We start from the raw sequence: 18,371 nt of genomic DNA on the forward strand, positions 1-18,371 counted from the left end.
CGTCCCTTCAGGGATGGGGCTGATTACTGCTGCGCCGGCCCCCGTGCCGGACGTGTGGGTGTGTTGCCGCTGGCGGTTCAGGTTGTTCTCGGCGAGGCGAGGGACAGGTCAGGCCTTGCCCATGAGGCGCCAGATCTGGTTCTTCTTGGTGCTCAGGGCGCTCGCGGGGTCACAGGTCCACTGGTGGATCTTGGCTCCGGCCGTCTTCGAGACATCGCTGACGTCGACGCACTTGCCGCTGTGGACCGCGACCAGCTGGTAGTCCTGGCTGATGCCGAGCGCGGTGACCGGGTTGAGGGTGAACATCTGGTTGGCGGCGCCGTTGCAGGTGTACTGGATGACGGCGGCGCCGTCGGCGGTGGAAGCGCTCGCGACGTCCAGGCACTTACCGCTGTGCTCGTTCACGACGGTGTAGGTGTTCGCCCGGCCGGCGACCGGCTTGAAATCGAGCATCTGCTGGTCACCGCCCTCGCAGTAGTACTGCTGGTACTGGGTGCCGTTGGCGGTGCTGAGGTTGGTGTCGTCCAGGCACTGCAAGCTGTTCTCGCCGAGGGCGACCGTGGAGATGGTGGTGTCGGAGGGCGGCAGGAGGGTGATGGTGTAGCCGTCCGTGGCGTTGGTGTAGGGCAGGGTCACCGAGGCGGCGTTGTTGCCGACGGTCAGGTTGGTGTCGGAGATGGTGGTGGGTCCGGCGACGCCGTTGCCGTTGGGGATGCGCTGGACGACGGCACGCACCTGGCCGTTCTCCACGACCGAGGTGGTGTCGAGCCGGTTGAGGTTGACGGTGACGTTGCCGGTGTTGCCGTTGCTGCCGATGAGGATCTTGGCGTTCTTGGCGGTGTTGTCCTTGGTGGCGAAGCCGTCGGTGCTGGTGCCGGGGACGAGGTTGACGACGTTGCCCGTCTGGGAGCCGTAGTAGCGGTACATGAACCACTCGCCGCGCGGCAGGTACTGGCCGGAGCTGTTCTTGGTGAGCAGGTTGGCCTCGTAGTCGTGCAGGGCGGTGCCCGACGCCCAGTTGCCGCGCAGGCCGTCGACGCCGGCCCGCTCCAGGCGGCTGATGTACCAGGCGCCGCCGCCGGGGCTCTGCATGGTCTTCTTGGCGTATTCGTTGATCTGGTACGGCCGGGTGTTGGTGAGGCCGTAGGTGGCGAGCAGGCTGTCCATGGCCGCGGCGTCGGCGACGGGGTCACCGTCCTCCGCGTGCCAGCTCCAGATGTCGGGGACGGCGTTGTTGGCCTTGACGTAGGGCATGAACGCCTGCCACCACGTGTTGTTCTCGGGGTTCTGGGAGTAGCTGGGGCCGACGATGAGCTGGCCGGGGAAGTTGGCGCGGACCGCAGCGTAGAAGCGGGACCACATCTGGAGGTACTGGCTCTCCGGCCGCGGCCAGAAGCCCTGGCCGTTGGGCTCGTTCCACAGGTCCCACTGGACGGTCATGTTGCTGGCTTTGACGTCGGAGAAGAGCTGGTTGACGAAGGCGTCGAACTTAGTCCAGTCGCCGTTGTCACCGGGGAAGGCTTGGCTGGTGGTGCTGTCGGCGCCCCACAGGTCGTGGGGGAGGAGGATGAAGGTGCCGCCGAGAGCCTTGGTGCGCTTGTACTGGGCGAGGGTGGCGTTCCAGCGGGTCTGGTAGGCGGCGAGACTGGTGCCGTAGCCGCCGCTGTTGAGCTGGGCGCCGCCGGCCCGCTCGAACTTCCACTTGATGTCCTTGAAGAAGTGGTCCTGCGGCAGTGAGCCGTCGGGGGTCATCCCGTACAGGGTGCCCGAGGCGCGGTAGGTGGGGGCGCCTCCGGCGGTGGCGAAGTCGACGGTGACGCCGGTGTCCGCGGCCTGCGACGGACCGGCGGGCACCAGGGTCGTGGCCAGCGCGGCCAGGAGGACGGCTGTGGACGAGGCCGCTCGGCGTCCGGTGCGAGTAGCGGGTCTGGGGAGTCTCCTGGGCGATTTCATGGTGCGGCTCCTGCGTGAGCGGGGACGGGTTCCCGGGTCCGGAATTTCGGGGCTGTGGGGAGATGGGCGGTCAGCGGCTGTCTCTGTGGGCGTGTGCTTCGGCGAGCAGCAGGTAGCTGCTGGCGGTCCAGGTGTAGGCGCGGTCGCGTAGTCCCTGGCCGGTGAGGGCGTCGAAGTTCTCGGCGAAGCCCGAGGTTTCGCACAGGGCGCGGAAGCGGGCGCTGATCTCGCCCGCGAGGTGTTCGTGTCCGGCGCGGCGCAGGCCGTCCTCGATGAGGACGGTGGTGGGGGCCCAGATCGGGCCGCGCCAGTAGCCGTCGGGTTCGTAGTGCGGTGAGGCGGGGTGTTCGGTCGCCAGGCCGAACGCGGTGAGGTGGGCTTCGATCTGTTCGGCGAGCCGGTCGCTGACCTTGTCGGGCAGGCGGGCGCCCAGCACGATCGGCATCAGGTTCAGCAGGCTCGCGCTCGTCGAGAGGGCTCCGCCGTGGGCCGGGCGGCTCAGGAACCGTTCGCCGTCCCACAGTTCGTCCAGCAGGGCCACCTGGAGGGCGTCGGCCTGCTCGGTGCGGTGGCGGGCGTCGTCCTCGAAGCCCAGTTCGCCGGCCAGCCGGGCCAGTTCGTCGAGCTGGAGGATCAGCACGGCGGTGAGGTCGGCGGTGACGGCCAGGCGTGCCGGGTCGAAGGTGGTGGCGTTGTCCCAGCCGCTGTCGTTGCCGTGCTGGTAGTGCGGCAGGGCGGTGCCGGGTGCGCGCCGCGCGGTGAGCCAGAAGTCGGTCCAGCGGGTCAGTCTGTCGTACGCCTCGGTCAGTTGCGCGGGAGTGAGCGGTTCGGGGAGCCGTCGGCGCAGGTGGCCGAAGGCCCAGCCGTGGATGGGTGGTTTGACGAAGTTGTAGAGGGCCTCGGAGTGGGTGACGGAGTCGGGCAGCGCGCCGGTCTCGTCCTGGTGGTCGAAGGGGAGCGAGAACTGGTCCCACGCGAGGTCGGGGCGACCGGGGGCCAGGGCGAGGGCGTTGAAGCAGTGGTCCCAGCTCCACACCTTGTCCATCCAGTGCTTGGACATCAGCACCGCGGGCCGGGTGATCAGACCTGCCGGGCGTACGGTCGCCGACCACACCACATAGGCGGCGAGTTCGGCGGCCGGGGTGCCGTACGAGCGCCACGGAGCGACCTTGTCGACGAACTCGGCGAACGACTGCCGCGCGGCCTCCATGACCTCGCCGAACGCCGCCGACGAGCGGTAGGGCCGGCGAGCGCTGTCGATTTCCTCGACCGCGACCTCCCATGAGCCGTCGGCCCCTGAGGTGACCGTGAGACCGCGTTCCCCGGCGCCCAGGGCCTGGGAACCGGACACGTCGGCGACCGTGCCGGACAGTACGGTGATCCGGTAGCGGCGGCCGGTCTCGTAGGAGGTGAACATGTGCGCGTCGGCCACCGGGTCGCGGTAGAAGTAGGTCCCGCTGAACGGGGTCAGGACAGGTGCCGCCGAGCTGATACCGAACCCGAGACCGGTGCCGTGTATGCGTACGGTGTCCGGCGACTCGTAGGCGAGGTCGACGCGCCCGTCCGCGCCGGTCCAGCTGAGCAGGCCCGGTGTGGCCTGGACGCTGGTCTCCGCCCGCTCGCCCGTCGCCGCGTCGAGCGGGACGAGGCGCAGGACGGCGTGCATGCCGTTCTGGTGTGAGACGAGATGCAGGTCCTCGGCGCGCGTCTGCTCCGTCAGCACGGGAGAGATACCGAACCAGGATCCGTGCGTGCTGAAGGGGATGTCGTGGATGGAGAAGGCCGGGCCGGGCGGGTCGGCGGTCATGGCGTCGGTACTCGTTTCTGAGCGGGGGGGTCTGCCGGGCGGGCGGCGGGGCTCGGGCGTCGGCTCGTGGCAGGCCCTTGTGCGGGAGGTCGGTGTCAGTCCTTGACGGCTCCGGCGGTCACGCCGGCGGCGACGTAGCGCTGGGCGAGGACGAGGATGACCGTGGCGGGCAGGGAGGCCACGACGGCGGTGGCCATGATGGCGTTCCACTGCTGGTTGTTGTTGCCGATGTAGTGGTAGATGCCGAGGGTGATCGGCTCATGGGCGCCGCCGTTGGCGAGGGTGCTGGCGAAGACGAAGTCGGACCAGGACCACAGGAACGCGAACAGCGACACCGTGACGACCGAGTTCCGGCTCATCGGCAGGACGATCGACCAGAAGGTGCGCAGGGCCCTTGCTCCGTCCATCTGCGCGGCCTGGATCAGCTCGCCCGGGATGCCGGACATGAACGCCGTGAAGATCAGGACCGCGAAGGGGACGGCGAGGGTCGAGTCGGCGACGATCAGGCCGGGGACGGACTGGAGCAGCCCGAGCTGGAGGTAGATGGCGTAGAAGCCCATCGCCATGATGATGCCGGGGACCATCTGGGCGACCAGGAGGAGGAAGCCGAGCACGCCCCCGCCGCGTGGGCGGAGTTTCGCCAGCGCGTAACCGGCGGGCGCCGCCAGCGCCACCGTCAGTACGACGGTGCCCAGGCCGATGACCAGGCTCGTGCCGAGGTAGGGCAACTGCTCGTCCAGGACGGCGCGGTAGCCCTCGAACGTGCCGTGGGTGGGGAACAGGTCGGGCGGGGACTTGCGCATGTCCTGGTCGCGGGTGAAGGACACATTCAGCATCCAGTAGACCGGGAAGAGCATGACCGCGGTGAGCAGGACGCCGAGGCTCGTCTTCACCCACGCGGCGTTGCGGCGCTTCGGGATCGTTGGTGCGTGCGTCATGACAGGGCCTGCTTTCGCTGGACCTTGAGGTAGATGAGGCCGAAGACCAGGGCGGCGGCGACGAGCAGGTTGCCGACGGCCGCGCCGGGGCCGAAGGCGGGCAGCAGGTTGCCGAAGCCGAGCTGGTAGGACCAGGTGGCGAAGGTGGTGGAGGAGTCGGCCGGGCCGCCCTTGGTCATGATCCAGATGATGTCGAAGACCTTGAGCGTGTAGACCAGGCCCAGCAGCAGGGTGATCGCGGACACCGGGCGAAGCAGCGGGAAGGTGATGCTCCAGAAACGCCGCCAGGCGCTCGCGCCGTCGAGGGAGGCCGCCTCGTACAGGCTCTCGGGGATCGACTGCAGACCGCTGTAGAGCACGACCAGGTTGAACGGGACGCCGATCCAGATGTTCGCGATGATCACCGAGGTCAGTGACCAGGACGGCGAGGTCAGCCAGTTCACCGGGGCGATGCCCAGGGAGTGCAGGGTGGAGTTGACGATGCCGGAGTCGCTGTTGAGCATCCACGACCAGGTGGAGGCCGACACGATCAGCGGCAGCAGCCACGGCACCAGGAACAGGGCCCGCAGGGTCGCCGAGAGCCGGAAGTTCTGGTTGAAGAAGACCGCCAGCGCCAGGCCGAGCGCGTACTGGAAGAACAGGCACACCACCGTGAACACCACGGTGTGCACAAGCGCCGGCGCGAATGTCGGGTCGTCGAAGACCGTCCGGTAGTTGGCCAGACCCGTGAACGGCGCGTCACCCTGGACGAAGGAGCGGACGGTGTAGTCGCGCAGGCTCAGGTCGAGGTTGCGGTAGAGCGGATAGGCGTAGAAGAGAGCGAGGTAGAGGGTGACCGGGGCGAGGAAGGCCCAGGCCGCCCTCCCCCAGGCTTCGCCCGGGGGGACCCCCAGCTGCGAGCGTGGGCGGGGGCGGCGCCGGGGCCTGGTGCGGGCCAGGGGCGGGGCGGCGGTGGCCGCCCCGTTCCGGTCGGGCACCAGCCGGCGCTCCGGCGACTGTGTCGTGTGCGTCATCGGCTGGCCGGAGTCCTGGTTACTTGACGGCGGACTGTGCCGAGCCGAGCGCGTCCTTCGGCGACGCCGACCCGCTGAGGGCGGACTGGACCGCCTTCCACATCTGCTCGGAGATCTTGGGGTACTTGGTGCCCAGGTCGTCACTGGTGCGTCCCTTGGCGGCCTGGACCGCGGCGACCCAGGGCTTGAGCTTCGGGTTGGCCGCGACCTGCTTCTGCTGGACCTCCGTGGTCGGGGCCACGTAGGACAGCGTCGTGTCGGTTTCGAGCAGGTTCTGGCTGTTGGTCAGGCAGGACACGAGCTTCTGCGTCGTGGCGTAGCGGCCGGAGTCCTTCTGGACGGGGACGGTGACGAACTCACCGCCCGTCGGGGCCGCGGCGTCGCCTCCCGAGGCGGCGGGGACGGGGATGACGCCGTACTGGAAGCCGGCCTTCTCGGCGTTGGCGAGTTGCCAGGTGCCGTTCTCGGCGAAGGCGTAGTCGCCGCTCGCGAACTCCTGCCAGCTGGTGGTCTGGGTGTTGTTGATCACCGAGTTGGGCGCGTAGCCCTTGCCCAGCCAGTTCTTCCACAGCGACAACGCGGAGACCGCCTGGTCGGAGTCGAGCGCGGTCAGCTTCGCACCCGAGCCCCAGAACCACGGCAGGAACTGGAAGCTGCCCTCCTCCGTGCCGATCGCGGAGAACGTGATGCCCTTCTTGCCCGCCTCCTTGACCTTCGCCAGCGCCGCGGTCAGTGACTTCCAGTCCTTGACCGAGGCGACGTCCACGCCGGCCTTCTTGAGCACCGCCTTGTTGTAGTAGAGGGCGAGGGTGTTGGCGCCGATCGGCGTGCCGTACGTCTTGCCGCCTGACTGGCCGGCCGCGAGGAGGTTGGGGTTGACCTTCGAGGTGTCCAGCTTGTTGTCGTCGGTCGTGGTGAGCACGCCCGCCTCCGCCAGGGTCGACACCACCGGGTTGTCGACGATGAGGACGTCCGCGGAGTTGCCCTGCTGCGCCGCCAGCAGCGCCTTGTTCGTCAGGTCACTGGTGTCGAACGCGGTCCGCTCGATCTTCACCCCGGCCTCGGTGCCACAGCCGTCCAGCAGCTTCGCCCAGTCCGAGGTCTTGTCGAACTGCGGGTACGGGTCCCAGATCGTGTACGTCTTGCTGTCCGCACCCTTCGCGGACGAACTGCCGCCGGACGAGCAGGCGGTGGCGCCGGCGGTGACGGCGACGGCGGTCACGACTGCGGCGGTGAGACGCCGTCTGGCAGATCTGTTCATTGCGTGTTCCTCATGGTTCTCGGCACAGGTGTGCCCTGGGAGGGGTGGGCGGGGGCTGGGCTCGCCGCACCCGGGCGGTGCGTCGCGCAGGCCGCCGGTCAGGGGTGCGGAAGATGAAGGGGGGTGTGCGGGGTGACGGTCAGGGGTGCGTGGGGGCGCCGAAACCCGCAGGGGGGCCGGCGGGTGCGGGGCCGGCGGGTGCGGTGCTCGCTCGCAACGAGATCGGCGGTGCGAGCAGGTGATGCCGGGCCGGTGCGTCGGGGTGGTCGAGCCGCTCGACCAGCAGGTCCACGGCGAGGCGGCCCATCTGCTCCGCCGGTACGTCCGCCGCGGTGAGCTGCGGAGTCACTGTCTCCGCCCACCTGCTGGCCACCACTCCGGTGACGGAGAAGTCGCGTGGCACATGGCGGTCGGCCTGGGCCAGCCCCCGGTAGAGGCCGCCGAGCGCTGCCTCGTTCAGGGTCACCAGGGCCGTGGTGGCGGGGTCGTCGTGCAGGATCCGCTCCAGACAGGCGAGGCCGGAGGCAGGGTCGTCCCCGCAGCAGTACGTCCGGACGGTCAGACCGCGTTCCGCCGCGGCCTTGGTGAAGCCGTCCAGACCCCGGTGGGCGGACTCGTACCCGGCCCGCAGGAGCTGCTCGGGACGGTTGACGAAGGCGATCCTGCGGTGGCCCAGGTCCGCGAGGTGGTGGACGCAGGCCGCCGCCAGTGCCATGTGGTCCAGGCCCACCCACCAGCCGCCCTCCGGGTGGGCGGTGCGGCCGATGGCGACGGCAGGGAAGTTCAGCGCGGCCAGATGTTCGAGCCGGTCGTCCTGCAGGCGGATCTCCATCAGGATCGCGCCGTCGACCCGCCGCTCGCCCAGCAGCCGCTGGAACGAGCGGTCGCTGTCCACACCGCTCGGAGAGAGCAGCACGTCGTAGTCGTAAGCCGCGGCGGCCTCGGTGACGCTGCCGATGAAGTCCAGCTGCATGCCGGTGTAGTGGTTGCCCGCCGGCGGGAAGACCAGACCGATGGTGTTGGTCCGGCCGTTGGCGAGGGCACGAGCACTCGCGTTCGGGCGGTAGCCCAGCTCGTCGATGACCCGCTGGATCTTCTGACGGGTGTCCTCGGACACGGGGCGCTTCCCGCTCAGGGCGTAGGACACGGTGCTCCGCGAGACACCGGCCCGCTTGGCGATCTCACCGATGTTCACGGGGGCTCCTTGCCGAGAGGGTTCGAACCGGTTCGATCATTCCGAAGGAGGAAAGTCGGCCAGACGCCGATCGTCGAACCGGTTCGCGTGAAGTGAAGGTAGGAGCAGCCCGAACGGACGTCAACACCCCGTGCCGAAATTCTCGTAACGACCCGGAAACGTCGGCGCACTCAGGTGCGGTGTCTGCCTCACCCAGATATGCGCCTGCCTGCCAGCAGGCCAAAGGCCGATTCGACGGACGGGAGCACCCTGCCCCCTGCCAGAAGGGTCGATCGTGCACGGCAGAGGAGATCCACATCGAGACGGTGCCGGCTTCCATCGAACCGGTTCGAAGAAGGGCTCCTCCACCAGGTCGACGAGAAGCGACACCCTTAGCGGCAGGTGCCCATGTCGTTCCTGCTCGACCACCGGCTCAGAGTCGCCGAACTCGACGAGGCACCTCGTACGGGCGGGCCGAGGGCATCATCCGCAACTACCTCAAGCCGACCTTCGCCGGTCGACCCCACCGACTTCGGGAAGTTCTTCACCCGTCACATCGGCACCTGCCCCGGCACCTTCCGCCACATCCACCAGGGCCAGTAGCGGTTCCGTGAAGGCCAGGTGGCGGGCGCGGCCGATGGTATTCGAAGCGCTTCGACAGTGATGGCCGCAGGTGAAAGAACTGTGGCTTCCTGCGCAGAGCCTTGCTGTTCAGACGTCCCATCATTACTGTCCTCAGACGCAAGCGCTTCGACGCTTTGCACGTGCGTCTGCCAAGCCCGGTGCTTGAAAGCAGGGGGACCGAGCATCGTTCCCGCAGTTCCTGAGCGCGCCACCTCGACGACACGAGCCACCCACCATCGCGAGCAGCACCGCATGCAACGGAGCGAAGGTGTCAACGCGTCAGCTGATCGACCGTCTCGGCTGTCTCGCTTTCGGCGGGGACTCCAACTGGGAGCAGCGGAAGGAACCACTTCGCCCAGGGCCGGCCATCAAGCCGATCAGTCGGCCAACTGCGCAAGCACCTCGGACGGGGCTGAGTCGCGCCGTCCCGAGCCCGGACTCGCCGGCGAGCGACACCTCGCGGCGCCAGAGTCCGCCACCAGACCGGGGGGTCCGGAACAACCCATCGCCGTCCTTGGAGGGACACATGAGATGGCAAGCCCGTAAATCCATCAGCAGCAAGTCGGCCGGGTTCGGTCGGCTGGCCCTGATCGTCGCCGTGATCGCCGGGTTCCTGAGCTTCGCGTCTCCGGCGCAGGCCCAGGCGTTCTCCACCTGCGACCGGTGGGGTCAGTACACCCAGGGCAGCTGGACGATCTACAACAACATCTGGGGCGACAACGCCGGCACGCAGTGCCAGACCGTCAACAGCATCAAGTCCTGGTACGTCGACGCCAACCACTCCGGCGGCGGGATCAAGTCCTACCCGAACACCTCGGTCCGGCCCCAGACGCCGATGTCGCAGTTGAACTCGGCGGGCTTCTGGTACAACACGTCGTCGGCTCCCGTCGCCGGCAGTGACCACTGGAACTGGACGAGCGACATCTGGTCGACCGGCAACCAGGACGAGATCATGGTCTTCACCAGCTGGACCGGAACGGCAGGCGGCTGGGGAAGGCAGATCGCGTCCAACGTGACCATCGGCGGCGTCCTGTACGCGTCGGTCTGGCAGGCCGACCCCGGCTGGAACGTCCTGCAGCTCATCCCCGCCCAGCAGAGCAACACCGGCTCCATAGACGCCTCGGCGGTCTGGCGATGGGCCGCGTCTCAGAACCTCCTGCGCAACACCACCTTCGACACGATGCAGTTCGGCATCGAGATCACCTCGACCAGCGCTGTGCAGAAGCGGTACTCGCTGAACTCCTACAGCGCCTGGTGGAACAACACCTCCGGCGGCGGATCAAGCATCTAGCCGCAATACGCGCGCCACGACGGTGCATTCCGTCCGCGCATGGAGACGAACGCCGGAGCCATTCCCAAACGCATACCTTGCCGCCGGGCCTCGAACGAAAAATTCCGGCGGCAAGGTGTGCGGAGTCTTCGAATTTAGGCGCGGGGTGGAGGCGGCCTCGGGCCCGGCGGGTGGTGACGCAGCGTGTGTGTAGGCGTTGGTTGGTGGGGTTGCGGAAGCCGTGGGCGGCTTGCGCGGCGAGCTTGATCATGAGGTTGATGCCTTCGCTCTTGGCGTTGCCGTGGCCGGTGGCGATGAACGCTTGGATCTCGGGCCACCAGCGGTCGACGGTGCGGACTTCGGGGATGTCGCAGTCGGCGCACCGCATGAGGAGGGCGCCCTGGGCACGCAGGTGCCGAATGAGCACGGTGGGTATGCCGCACAGCCCGAAGCCGCCCACTGCCGGCGCCCCTTCCGGTATGCCGGCGACCGCCTCGGCGGCCGAGGTCATGGCCTTGTCCACCTTGTTCATGCTTGTTCCTGCTTTTCTCCGGTGCCGGACGCGGTGTCCGGAACTGGGGTGGTGCCAGAGCTCATCGCACGGTGGTCATCGCCTGCGGCGGGCAGGTGGCAGAGCCACCGGGGCGACGCCCTCGACGACGGTGTTGCTGATGGTGCCGATGCCCTCGACCGTCATGGTGACGTTGTCGCCGGGGACGAGGGGCGGTGGTTCGAGGATGCCGTGGCGGCCCCAGAGTTCGGCCAGGCAGCCGCCGTTGCCGCAGGTACCGGAGCCCAGGACGTCGCCGGGGCGGATCCAGGTGCCGCGGGAGGCGTACGCCGCCATCTCCTCGAACGTCCAGGCCATGTTGGCCAGTCGGTCCTGTCCGACCGTCTTCCCGTTGACGGCGACGGTGAGGGCGAGGTCGAGGAGGCCGTCGGCGTCGCGGTGGGGTGCGAGTTCGTCGGCGGTGACGAGCCAGGGGCCGAGGGTGGTGGAGGTGTCCTTGCCCTTGGCCGGGCCGAGTCTGACCCTCATTTCGCGGCCCTGGAGGTCGCGGGCGGACCAGTCGCCCAGGATCGTGTAGCCGAGGATGTGGTCGCGTGCCTGCTCGGGCGTCAGATCCCGGCCCGCCTTGCCGATGACGGCGGCGACCTCGAGTTCGAAGTCGAAGCGCCCGCAGCCCGGCGGTACCGGCACGTCGTCGTGGGCGCCGATCATGGCGTACGGGTTGGTGAAGTAGAAGGCGGGTGCTGCGTACCACTCCTCGGGGACGGTGTCGCCGTATCCCTGTGCGACTCCCGCGACATGGCTCTCGAAGGTCATGTAGTCGCGAACGGTGGGCGGTTGCAGCGGAGGCAGCAGGTGCGCGTCGCCCAGGGGCACGGGCTGGCAGGCGGTCAGCGCGCGCTCCCCCGCCCCTCGCAGGGCCTCCTCCCCTTCCACGATCAGGTCCAGCAGGTCGACGGGGTACTCGAAGGGGTGCAGCCGGTCGTCGGCGACGACTCCCGACTGCCGTTTCCCGTCGTGGACGAAGCTCGCGAACTTCACGCGGCGCTCCTCTCCGCCTCGGCCGGCGCGTTGCCGCTCGGGCGGAAGCCGACGAAGACGGCGGCGATCACGGCGGCGGTCACGCAGGCGGCGGCGGTGAGGATCAGTCCGTTGTCGTAGCCGTGGGCCAGGGCGTCCGTCGTGTAGGGGGCGAGCTTGGCGCTGAGTGGCCCGAGGTCGACGCTGTGCAGGGCGAGCGGCCCGCCCTCGTGCAGGATGGCGGAGACGATGCCGTGCTCCTTCGGGGTGAGTCCGGCATCCGCGAGGCTCCCGGTCAGCCGGCTGGCGGCCATGCCGAGGGCGACGGCGCCGACGACGGCCGGGCCGAGGGTCTGGCCGAGGTCGCGGACCAGGCTGGTGGTGGCCGCCGCCATGCCGGTCAGGTTCTGCGGTACGACGTTGACGGCGGCGGCGGTGATCGCGGCGACGACGAGGCCGAAGCCGACGCCGTTCAGGATCAGCGGGCCCAGCATGGGCGGCAGAGCGGTCTCGTGGATCGGCAGCGCCCGCAGCCACAGCTGGCCCGCGGCCATCGCCAGGAAGCCGGTGACGAGCATGGGCCCGGGTCCGACGCGGTGCAGCAGCCGGACCAGCAGGGGCCAGATGAACGGCGTGCACGCTTGGATGATCATGACCGGTATCGCGGCCTCGAAGGGGCTCCGGTGCTGGATGACACCGAGGCGGATGCTCAGGTCGTACGCGCCGCCGAGGAAGCCCAGCATGCCGATCACCGCCATCGCGGCCGACGCGGCGAACGCCGGGATGCGGAAGAGGCTCAGCCTCAGCATCGGGGCCGCGCTGCGGTTCTCCACCACGACGAACACGGCGATGAAGACGGCGAAGGTGACGAAGGACGCGACGACGGGGGCCGAGCTCCAGCCGTCCGAGGGGCCCTGGATGATGCCGTACAGCAGGGCGAGCAGGGCCACGGCGATGGTGATCTGCCCGGGCCAGTCCAGCGAGCGGCCCTCCGGGGCGCTGGACTCGGTGCCGAGCAGCCAGGCAGCCCCGGCGGTGATCACGGCGAGCACGCCGGTCACGCCGAACGCCCACTGGAAGGGCCCGTGTTCGACGATGCCGCCGGACATCAGCGGGGCGATGAAGGCGCCGAGCGACAGGGCCGCGGTCCAGGAGGCCAGTCCCCTGGCGCGTGCGGCCGGGGTGGTCGTGATCGCGGTGATCATCGCCAGGGACGCGGGGAAGAGCGCGGCTGCTCCGATTCCGGAGATCGCCTGGCCGGTGATCAGCTGGGCCGGGGTGGCGGAGGTGGCGGACACCAGGTAGCCGACGGCGGCCAGCAGTGCCGCGCCGACGACGAGTTTCTTGCGGCCGTAGCGGTCGCCCACGACGCCGAAGGTCAGCGCCAGGATGGCGGCGGGCACCAGAAAGGCGTCACTGATCCAGGTCAGTTCCGCGCCGGACGTCTGGAGCGCGCGCTGCATCTCGCCGTTGATCGCGGCGGGCAGCACCAGGCCGATCTGGGCCAGGCAGACGGCCAGACAGCCGGCGACGATCGTGCCGGTGTGCCGGGCCGCAGCGGCCGGTGCGGTCTCGGACGCGGGGAGCGGTGGGTCGTAGGCAGGAGTGGAGACCATGTCTCCTCCTTGGAGGGGTTGGCGGGTCGTACGGCCCGAGGGGAGCGGAGGGGAGATTCGTCGGTGCGGGGAGCGTCGTCAGAGGCCGGGCGAGAGCTCGGCCATGCAGCCGAACAGTCCGGGGCCGTCGAGCGGGGGCAGTGAGGGGTCGAGCTCCCGGTAGACGGTGTGCACGTTGACGGCGAGGCGTTCGCTCTCGTCCAGGTCGGTGAAGCGGCCGAGGCGGATGTCGCGTGCCGCGTCCATGGCGGGCATGCCGGCGGTGAACCGGGCGGTGGCCTGCTCGTGGACGTGTTCCAGGTAGTCGCGGATCTCGCGGACGGACCGCTTGGCGGTGACGGGGCCGTGGCCGGGTACGACGATGTCTGCGTCGAGGCCCAGCAGCAGGTCGCAGGCGGCGAGCCAGCGGGTGAAGGGACCGTGCCAGACGACCGGCGCCGCTCCGGCGAACACGATGTCGCCGGTGTAGACGGTCCGCGCCTGGGGCACGTGGACGATCGTGTCGCCGGCGCTGTGCGCGGGCCCCACGTCGATGAGGCGGACTTCCGTGCCGCCGATGTCCAGGACGGTCTCGCCGTCGAAGACCCGGTTCGGCAGGACGGGTTCGATGTCGGTGTGGTCGAAGCGGCCGAAGATCCGGCGGGCGAAGTGTCCGGCCGGGCTGTCCATGCCGGTCAGTGCGCGCATGTCGGCCGGGCCCACCTGCCGCATGTCCGCCACGGACCCGCGGGCCGCGATGATCTCGGCGTGCGACACGAGCTGGTTGCCGAACCAGTGGTCGCCGTTGCCGTGGGTGTTGACCACGGTGGAGATCGGTGCGGGAGCGGTGAGCGGCTCCAGCGCGTCGAGCATGGTCCTGGTCAGCCGCAGGTCGTAGAGGGTGTCGACGAGCAGTGACGCGCCCCGGCCGGTGATCAGCCCGGCGTTGCTCATACCCCATCCGGCATCGCCCGCGATCCAGGCGTAACAGCCGTGTCCGAGCGCGACACGGCCCGTCCGGGATGTCACGGAAGCCACGTTGCCTCCTTGTCAGCGTCCCGCGCTCAACAGTGCGAGACTTCCATCCACTGCTGGACTCTGGTCCAGCAGTGGAGAGGAATCTAGATAGGTCTCGGGGAGGGGTCAAGAGGTGTGCGGCCCTGTGCTGTACTGAGGGCCATGAAGATCCGGGACGCGGCAGCCGCCTCCGAGGGCGGCGCGGCCGTCGGACGCCAGGAGCGCAGGCGTCGGAAGCTGCACGACGAGCTGTACGAGGCGGCGGTCGGTCTCTTCGTCGCCCAGGGATACGAGGCGACCACCATGGAGCAGATCGCCGAGGCCGCCGATGTCGCCCGGGCCACCGTCTTCAACCACTTCGCGCAGAAGGTCGGCTTCCTCGAGGAATGGGGAGTCCGCCGCCGTGCCCGCGTCGCCGAGATCCTCGGCGCGGAGCACGCCGAGGATCTCGCGGTCGGCGACCGGCTGCGCCGCTACCTGAAGGAGATGGGCGACCTCAACGCCGCCTCACGTGCCGAGACCACCGTCCTGATGGACGCCTCAGCGCGGTACGGGCACCTCCTGCAGGACCCGTCCCTGGAAGTCGAACTCGCCAGGATCGTCGAGCAAGGGCGGCGGCGCGGGGAGATCAGGGCGGGCGTCGACTGCGACCAGGCCGGCCAACTCCTGGCCGCCTGCTACTTCTCGACGATCCTGCGCTGGATCCGCGAGGAACCGGCCCCCTTCGACCTGCACGAGCGCCTCGCCGGGGCACTCGACATCATCCTGTTGGGCCTCCTTGCCATCCGCTGAGCACCCTGCCGACCCAACTCCCGCCCCACTCCCGTCCCTTGCCGCGCCCCCGCCCCGCTGACGAACTCGGCCGCCGGTTCGGCCACCCGGTGTCCGTCGCCAACGACGCCGACATGGGAGCCCGCGGCGAGCACGCCTTCGGCGCCGCACGCTCACTGGACGACTTCCTGTACATCAAGGCGTCACACGGCATCGGCGCCGGCCTGGTCCTTGCCGGGCGCACCTACCCCGGCTCGACCGGCATCTCCGGCGAGATCGGTCACACCCGGTTGCAGGACTCCACGAACCTGTGCCGGTGCGGCAACCGCGGCTGCCTGGAGACCGTCGTCTCGATCACCGAGGTCCGCAAACAACTGGCCCACGTGCTGTCGTCGGCCGGACCGGAGACGGACCCCCACTCCCTCCCGTCCCTGGCCGAACCCGCCGCCAGGCCCGCCGCCGCGCGCGTGATCACCGATGCCGGGCGGACCATCGGCCTGGTCCTGGCGGACCTCGTCAACTGCCTCAACCCCGCGGCGATCATCCTCGGCGGGGAACTCGGGGCGGCCGGGGAACCGTTGGTGGCGGGCGTCCGCGAATCCGTCGACCGATACGCGCAACCGGCCGGTGCCCACGCCGTCACCGTCATGGCCAGCAAACTCCAGCAACGCGCCGAACTGCTCGGCGCCGTGGCGACCGCCATGCGACAAGCCCCGGCCGCCGGATGAACCAGCCGCGCCGACGGCCCCTCACCGTTACAGCACATGCTTCACAAACGAAACCCAACGCTGCTGTCTGCAGACGGAGTCGGCGATTGCGGGTCACCGCTGCCGGTCACCACTGCCCCGCAGAACTGCCCGACTAACAGGGAATGTTGCTCCAAGTTCCGGACTGCAGAAGTCGTTGACGTGGACGCAACCATTCCGTAACGTGCTGCAACTGTTGAAGGAAGCAGGCCAATGATCCACCCATTGTTCGCCCCTCCTATTCAAAGGATGAAGGCATGGGTGTTGTACGCAGGCGTACGGTCATCACGGCACTCGGCGGTACGGTCGCCGCCGCAGCCGCCACGGGAACCGCACAAGCCGAGCAAACCGCTTCGGTCGCGGCCGCAAAGCGCGAGGCCGGCCCCTACGAGGCGAAGATCAAAGCCCTGTTGGGCCGGATGACCGTCGAGGAGAAGCTGGGGCAGCTGCAGCAGATGTCCTGGACGGGCGACACCGGCCCCGGCGGTGGGCAGACCGATCAGGCGGAGAAGGCCGCCCGCACGGGCAGGCTCGGGTCCGTGCTCAACATCTACGGGGCGAAATCCACCAACGAGCTCCAGCGTCTCGCCGTCGAGGAATCACGGCTGGGCATCCCGCTGCTGTTCGGCCTCGACGTCATCCACGGTTTCTGGACCACGTTCCCCATCCCCCTCGCGCAGGCGTCCAGCTTCGACCCGGCGGTGACCGAGCAGGACGCCGAGGTCTCGGCCGCGGAAGCGCGCTCCAACGGGGTGCGCTGGACGTTCTCCCCGATGATGGACGTCACCCACGAGCCGCGCTGGGGCCGCATCGCGGAGGGCAGCGGCGAAGACCCCTACCTCGCAGCGGCCTTCGCCGCGGCCAAGACCCGCGGCTACCAGGGCGACGGCACCCACCTGGACTCCGACACCCGGCTCGCGGCCTGCGCCAAGCACTTCGTCGCCTACGGAGGCGCGGAAGGCGGCCGCGACTACAACACCGTCGACACCTCCGAGGCCCACCTGCGCAACCACTACCTCCCGCCCTTCAAGGCGGCCCTGGACGCCGGGGTGGCCACCGTCATGGCCTCCTTCAACACCGTCAGCGGCGTCCCCGCCCACGGCAACCGGCACACCCTGACCGACATCCTCAAGGACGAGTGGGGCTTCGACGGGTTCGTCGTCAGCGACTACACCGGCGTCCAGGAACTGATCGTCCACGGCTTCGCCGCCGACGGCGCCGACGCCGGCCGACTCGCCCTGAACGCCGGGGTGGACATGGAAATGGTCAGCACCAACCTCGCCGACCACGGCAGACAACTCCTCAGGAGCGGCCGGATCACAGCCCGCCGCCTCGATGACGCGGTCTCCCGGATCCTGCGTCTGAAGTTCCGCCTCGGGCTTTTCGACAACCCCTACGCCGACGAGGACGCGGCGGTCACGGAGCCGACGAAGCAGACCCGTGCCGCGGCGCGGGCGACGGCCGCGCGGTCCATGGTGCTGCTGAAGAACGACAAGGACGCCCTGCCCCTGCGCCCGGGTATCGGCTCCATCGCCGTGGTCGGCCCGTTCGCCGACTCCAACGATCTGCAAGGGACCTGGTCCGGCCCCGGGGCCGGGAAGTTCCCCGCGGTGACCCTGCTGGCAGGCGTCAAGGCCGCAGCCCCCCAGGCCAAGGTCACTTCCGTCGCGGGGGTGAACGCGGACGGCACGGACACCTCCGGGATCAAGGACGCGGTCGCGGCGGCCCAGGCCGCGGACCTCACCGTCGTCGTGGTCGGCGAGCCCCCGGCCATGAGCGGCGAGGCCAGCGCCCGCAGCGACATCACACTGCCCGGGGCACAGGAGGACCTGGTCACCGCGATCGCGGCCACGGGCAAGCCGTTCGTCGTCGTCCTGGTCAACGGGCGCCCCCTCACCATCGGCAGCTGGCTGGATGCCGCCCCCGCCGTCCTGGAGGCGTGGCACCCCGGCATGGAGGCGGGCAACGCCATCGCGGACGTGCTGTTCGGCGCCGTCAACCCCGGCGGCAAGCTCCCGGTGAGCTTCCCCCGCACCGTCGGACAGATCCCGATCCACTACAACCACGAGAACACCGGCCGCCCCTACGACGCCAACAACAAATACACCTCCAAGTACCTCGACCTGCCCGACGGACCGCAGTTCCCCTTCGGACACGGACTGAGCTACACCACGTTCACCATCAGCGACCCCATCCTGAGCACCCGCCGGGTCTCGGCGGGCGCCCTGCGCAAGGGCGACACGGTCGAGGTGGCGGTCACCGTACGCAACACCGGCGAGCGCGCGGGCGACGAGGTCGTCCAGCTCTACCTGCACGACCCCGTCGCGAGCATCGTCCAACCGGTCCGCAGACTGCGTGGCTTCCGCAGGGTGAGCCTGGCCCCGGGCAAGAGCACCACCGTCCGCTTCCGCCTCGGCGCCGAGGACCTCGGCTTCTGGACACACGACACCGGGGGACGGTTCGAACTCGAAACAGGTGACATCGACATCTACGTGGGCAACAGCTCGACCGCGACGGCCAGGACGACGCTGACGATCGGCTGACCGCCCGCGTCGGCGACCCGGCGACCACCGCCCTCCCGGCGGCAGGCGTGGCCCGGTCCGTTCGCGAGCAGCGGCTTGCCCACCCGGGGCACACACGCCCACGACCGGCACCAGCCGAGAGGCCGACC

15 protein-coding genes are annotated in these 18,371 nt (G+C 69.4%); 5 read left to right on the top strand and 10 right to left on the bottom strand.

Annotation, left to right across the window (positions count from 1 at the left end; translation table 11 throughout):
* Positions 1 to 108 precede the first annotated feature (108 nt).
* From LJ657_RS18830 to LJ657_RS18855, 6 genes are all read right to left on the bottom strand, one after another.
* Entirely contained in the window at positions 109 to 1,953 is a 1,845-nt protein-coding gene (locus LJ657_RS18830) for an RICIN domain-containing protein (RefSeq protein ID WP_232649781.1), read from the bottom strand.
* A gap of 70 nt (positions 1,954 to 2,023) precedes the next feature.
* Entirely contained in the window at positions 2,024 to 3,760 is a 1,737-nt protein-coding gene (locus LJ657_RS18835) for an amylo-alpha-1,6-glucosidase (protein ID WP_232649782.1), read from the bottom strand.
* A 95-nt stretch (positions 3,761 to 3,855) separates the two neighbouring features.
* Positions 3,856 to 4,698, bottom strand: a complete 843-nt coding sequence (locus LJ657_RS18840; protein ID WP_232649783.1) for a carbohydrate ABC transporter permease — start codon at positions 4,696 to 4,698, stop codon at positions 3,856 to 3,858.
* Entirely contained in the window at positions 4,695 to 5,711 is a 1,017-nt protein-coding gene (locus tag LJ657_RS18845) for a carbohydrate ABC transporter permease (protein ID WP_232649784.1), read from the bottom strand. The genes LJ657_RS18840 and LJ657_RS18845 overlap by 4 nt, the downstream gene beginning before the upstream one ends.
* Positions 5,712 to 5,730: 19 nt before the next feature.
* Positions 5,731 to 6,972, bottom strand: a complete 1,242-nt coding sequence (locus LJ657_RS18850) for a sugar ABC transporter substrate-binding protein (protein WP_232649785.1) — start codon at positions 6,970 to 6,972, stop codon at positions 5,731 to 5,733.
* A 139-nt stretch (positions 6,973 to 7,111) separates the two neighbouring features.
* A complete protein-coding gene (locus LJ657_RS18855) occupies positions 7,112 to 8,167 on the bottom strand; it encodes a LacI family DNA-binding transcriptional regulator (protein WP_232649786.1) in 1,056 nt (351 codons plus the stop codon).
* Between the two features lie 387 nt (positions 8,168 to 8,554).
* On the opposite strand from LJ657_RS18855, the gene LJ657_RS18860 reads away from it, so the two are divergent.
* A complete protein-coding gene (locus LJ657_RS18860; protein ID WP_232649787.1) occupies positions 8,555 to 8,749 on the top strand; it encodes a hypothetical protein in 195 nt (64 codons plus the stop codon).
* Between the two features lie 547 nt (positions 8,750 to 9,296).
* The gene (locus tag LJ657_RS18865) at positions 9,297 to 10,061 is read left to right on the top strand and encodes a glycoside hydrolase family 12 protein (protein ID WP_232649788.1); all 765 of its coding nucleotides are present in this window, start codon (positions 9,297 to 9,299) and stop codon (positions 10,059 to 10,061) included.
* Here LJ657_RS18865 and LJ657_RS48965 read toward each other — a convergent pair.
* From LJ657_RS48965 to LJ657_RS18885, 4 genes are all read right to left on the bottom strand, one after another.
* Positions 9,970 to 10,572, bottom strand: a complete 603-nt coding sequence (locus LJ657_RS48965) for a transposase (RefSeq protein WP_372487931.1) — start codon at positions 10,570 to 10,572, stop codon at positions 9,970 to 9,972. The two genes, LJ657_RS18865 and LJ657_RS48965, sit on opposite strands and share 92 nt — an antisense overlap.
* A 75-nt stretch (positions 10,573 to 10,647) precedes the next feature.
* Complete coding sequence (locus tag LJ657_RS18875; RefSeq protein ID WP_232649789.1) at positions 10,648 to 11,592, bottom strand: fumarylacetoacetate hydrolase family protein; 945 nt, start codon at positions 11,590 to 11,592, stop codon at positions 10,648 to 10,650.
* Entirely contained in the window at positions 11,589 to 13,187 is a 1,599-nt protein-coding gene (locus tag LJ657_RS18880) for an MFS transporter (RefSeq protein WP_232649790.1), read from the bottom strand. Before LJ657_RS18880 ends, LJ657_RS18875 begins: the two co-directional genes overlap by 4 nt.
* 78 nt (positions 13,188 to 13,265) lie before the next feature.
* A complete protein-coding gene (locus tag LJ657_RS18885; protein ID WP_232649791.1) occupies positions 13,266 to 14,204 on the bottom strand; it encodes an MBL fold metallo-hydrolase in 939 nt (312 codons plus the stop codon).
* Positions 14,205 to 14,345: 141 nt separating this feature from the next.
* On the opposite strand from LJ657_RS18885, the gene LJ657_RS18890 reads away from it, so the two are divergent.
* From LJ657_RS18890 to bglX, 3 genes are all read left to right on the top strand, one after another.
* The gene (locus LJ657_RS18890) at positions 14,346 to 14,975 is read left to right on the top strand and encodes a TetR/AcrR family transcriptional regulator (protein WP_232649792.1); all 630 of its coding nucleotides are present in this window, start codon (positions 14,346 to 14,348) and stop codon (positions 14,973 to 14,975) included.
* A 38-nt stretch (positions 14,976 to 15,013) separates the two neighbouring features.
* A complete protein-coding gene (locus LJ657_RS18895) occupies positions 15,014 to 15,682 on the top strand; it encodes an ROK family protein (RefSeq protein WP_232649793.1) in 669 nt (222 codons plus the stop codon).
* Positions 15,683 to 15,957: 275 nt separating this feature from the next.
* Entirely contained in the window at positions 15,958 to 18,243 is a 2,286-nt protein-coding gene (gene bglX, locus LJ657_RS18900; protein WP_232649794.1) for a beta-glucosidase BglX, read from the top strand.
* Positions 18,244 to 18,371 lie beyond the last annotated feature (128 nt).

The organism is Streptomyces guryensis (genome assembly GCF_021261325.1).
GTDB classification, from domain to species: Bacteria; Actinomycetota; Actinomycetes; order Streptomycetales; family Streptomycetaceae; genus Streptomyces; species Streptomyces guryensis.

Excerpts from the sequence above, each read along its gene's own strand:
- bglX (WP_232649794.1), top strand. The coding sequence starts at position 15,958 with ATGGGTGTTGTACGCAGGCGTACGGTCATCACGGCACTCGGCGGTACG.
- LJ657_RS18830 (WP_232649781.1), bottom strand. The coding sequence starts at position 1,953 with ATGAAATCGCCCAGGAGACTCCCCAGACCCGCTACTCGCACCGGACGC.
- LJ657_RS18840 (WP_232649783.1), bottom strand. The coding sequence starts at position 4,698 with ATGACGCACGCACCAACGATCCCGAAGCGCCGCAACGCCGCGTGGGTG.
- LJ657_RS18850 (WP_232649785.1), bottom strand. The coding sequence starts at position 6,972 with ATGAACAGATCTGCCAGACGGCGTCTCACCGCCGCAGTCGTGACCGCC.
- LJ657_RS18880 (WP_232649790.1), bottom strand. The coding sequence starts at position 13,187 with ATGGTCTCCACTCCTGCCTACGACCCACCGCTCCCCGCGTCCGAGACC.
- LJ657_RS18890 (WP_232649792.1), top strand. The coding sequence starts at position 14,346 with ATGAAGATCCGGGACGCGGCAGCCGCCTCCGAGGGCGGCGCGGCCGTC.
- LJ657_RS18845 (WP_232649784.1), bottom strand. The coding sequence starts at position 5,711 with ATGACGCACACGACACAGTCGCCGGAGCGCCGGCTGGTGCCCGACCGG.
- LJ657_RS18865 (WP_232649788.1), top strand. The coding sequence starts at position 9,297 with ATGAGATGGCAAGCCCGTAAATCCATCAGCAGCAAGTCGGCCGGGTTC.
- LJ657_RS18835 (WP_232649782.1), bottom strand. The coding sequence starts at position 3,760 with ATGACCGCCGACCCGCCCGGCCCGGCCTTCTCCATCCACGACATCCCC.
- LJ657_RS48965 (WP_372487931.1), bottom strand. The coding sequence starts at position 10,572 with ATGAACAAGGTGGACAAGGCCATGACCTCGGCCGCCGAGGCGGTCGCC.
- LJ657_RS18860 (WP_232649787.1), top strand. The coding sequence starts at position 8,555 with ATGTCGTTCCTGCTCGACCACCGGCTCAGAGTCGCCGAACTCGACGAG.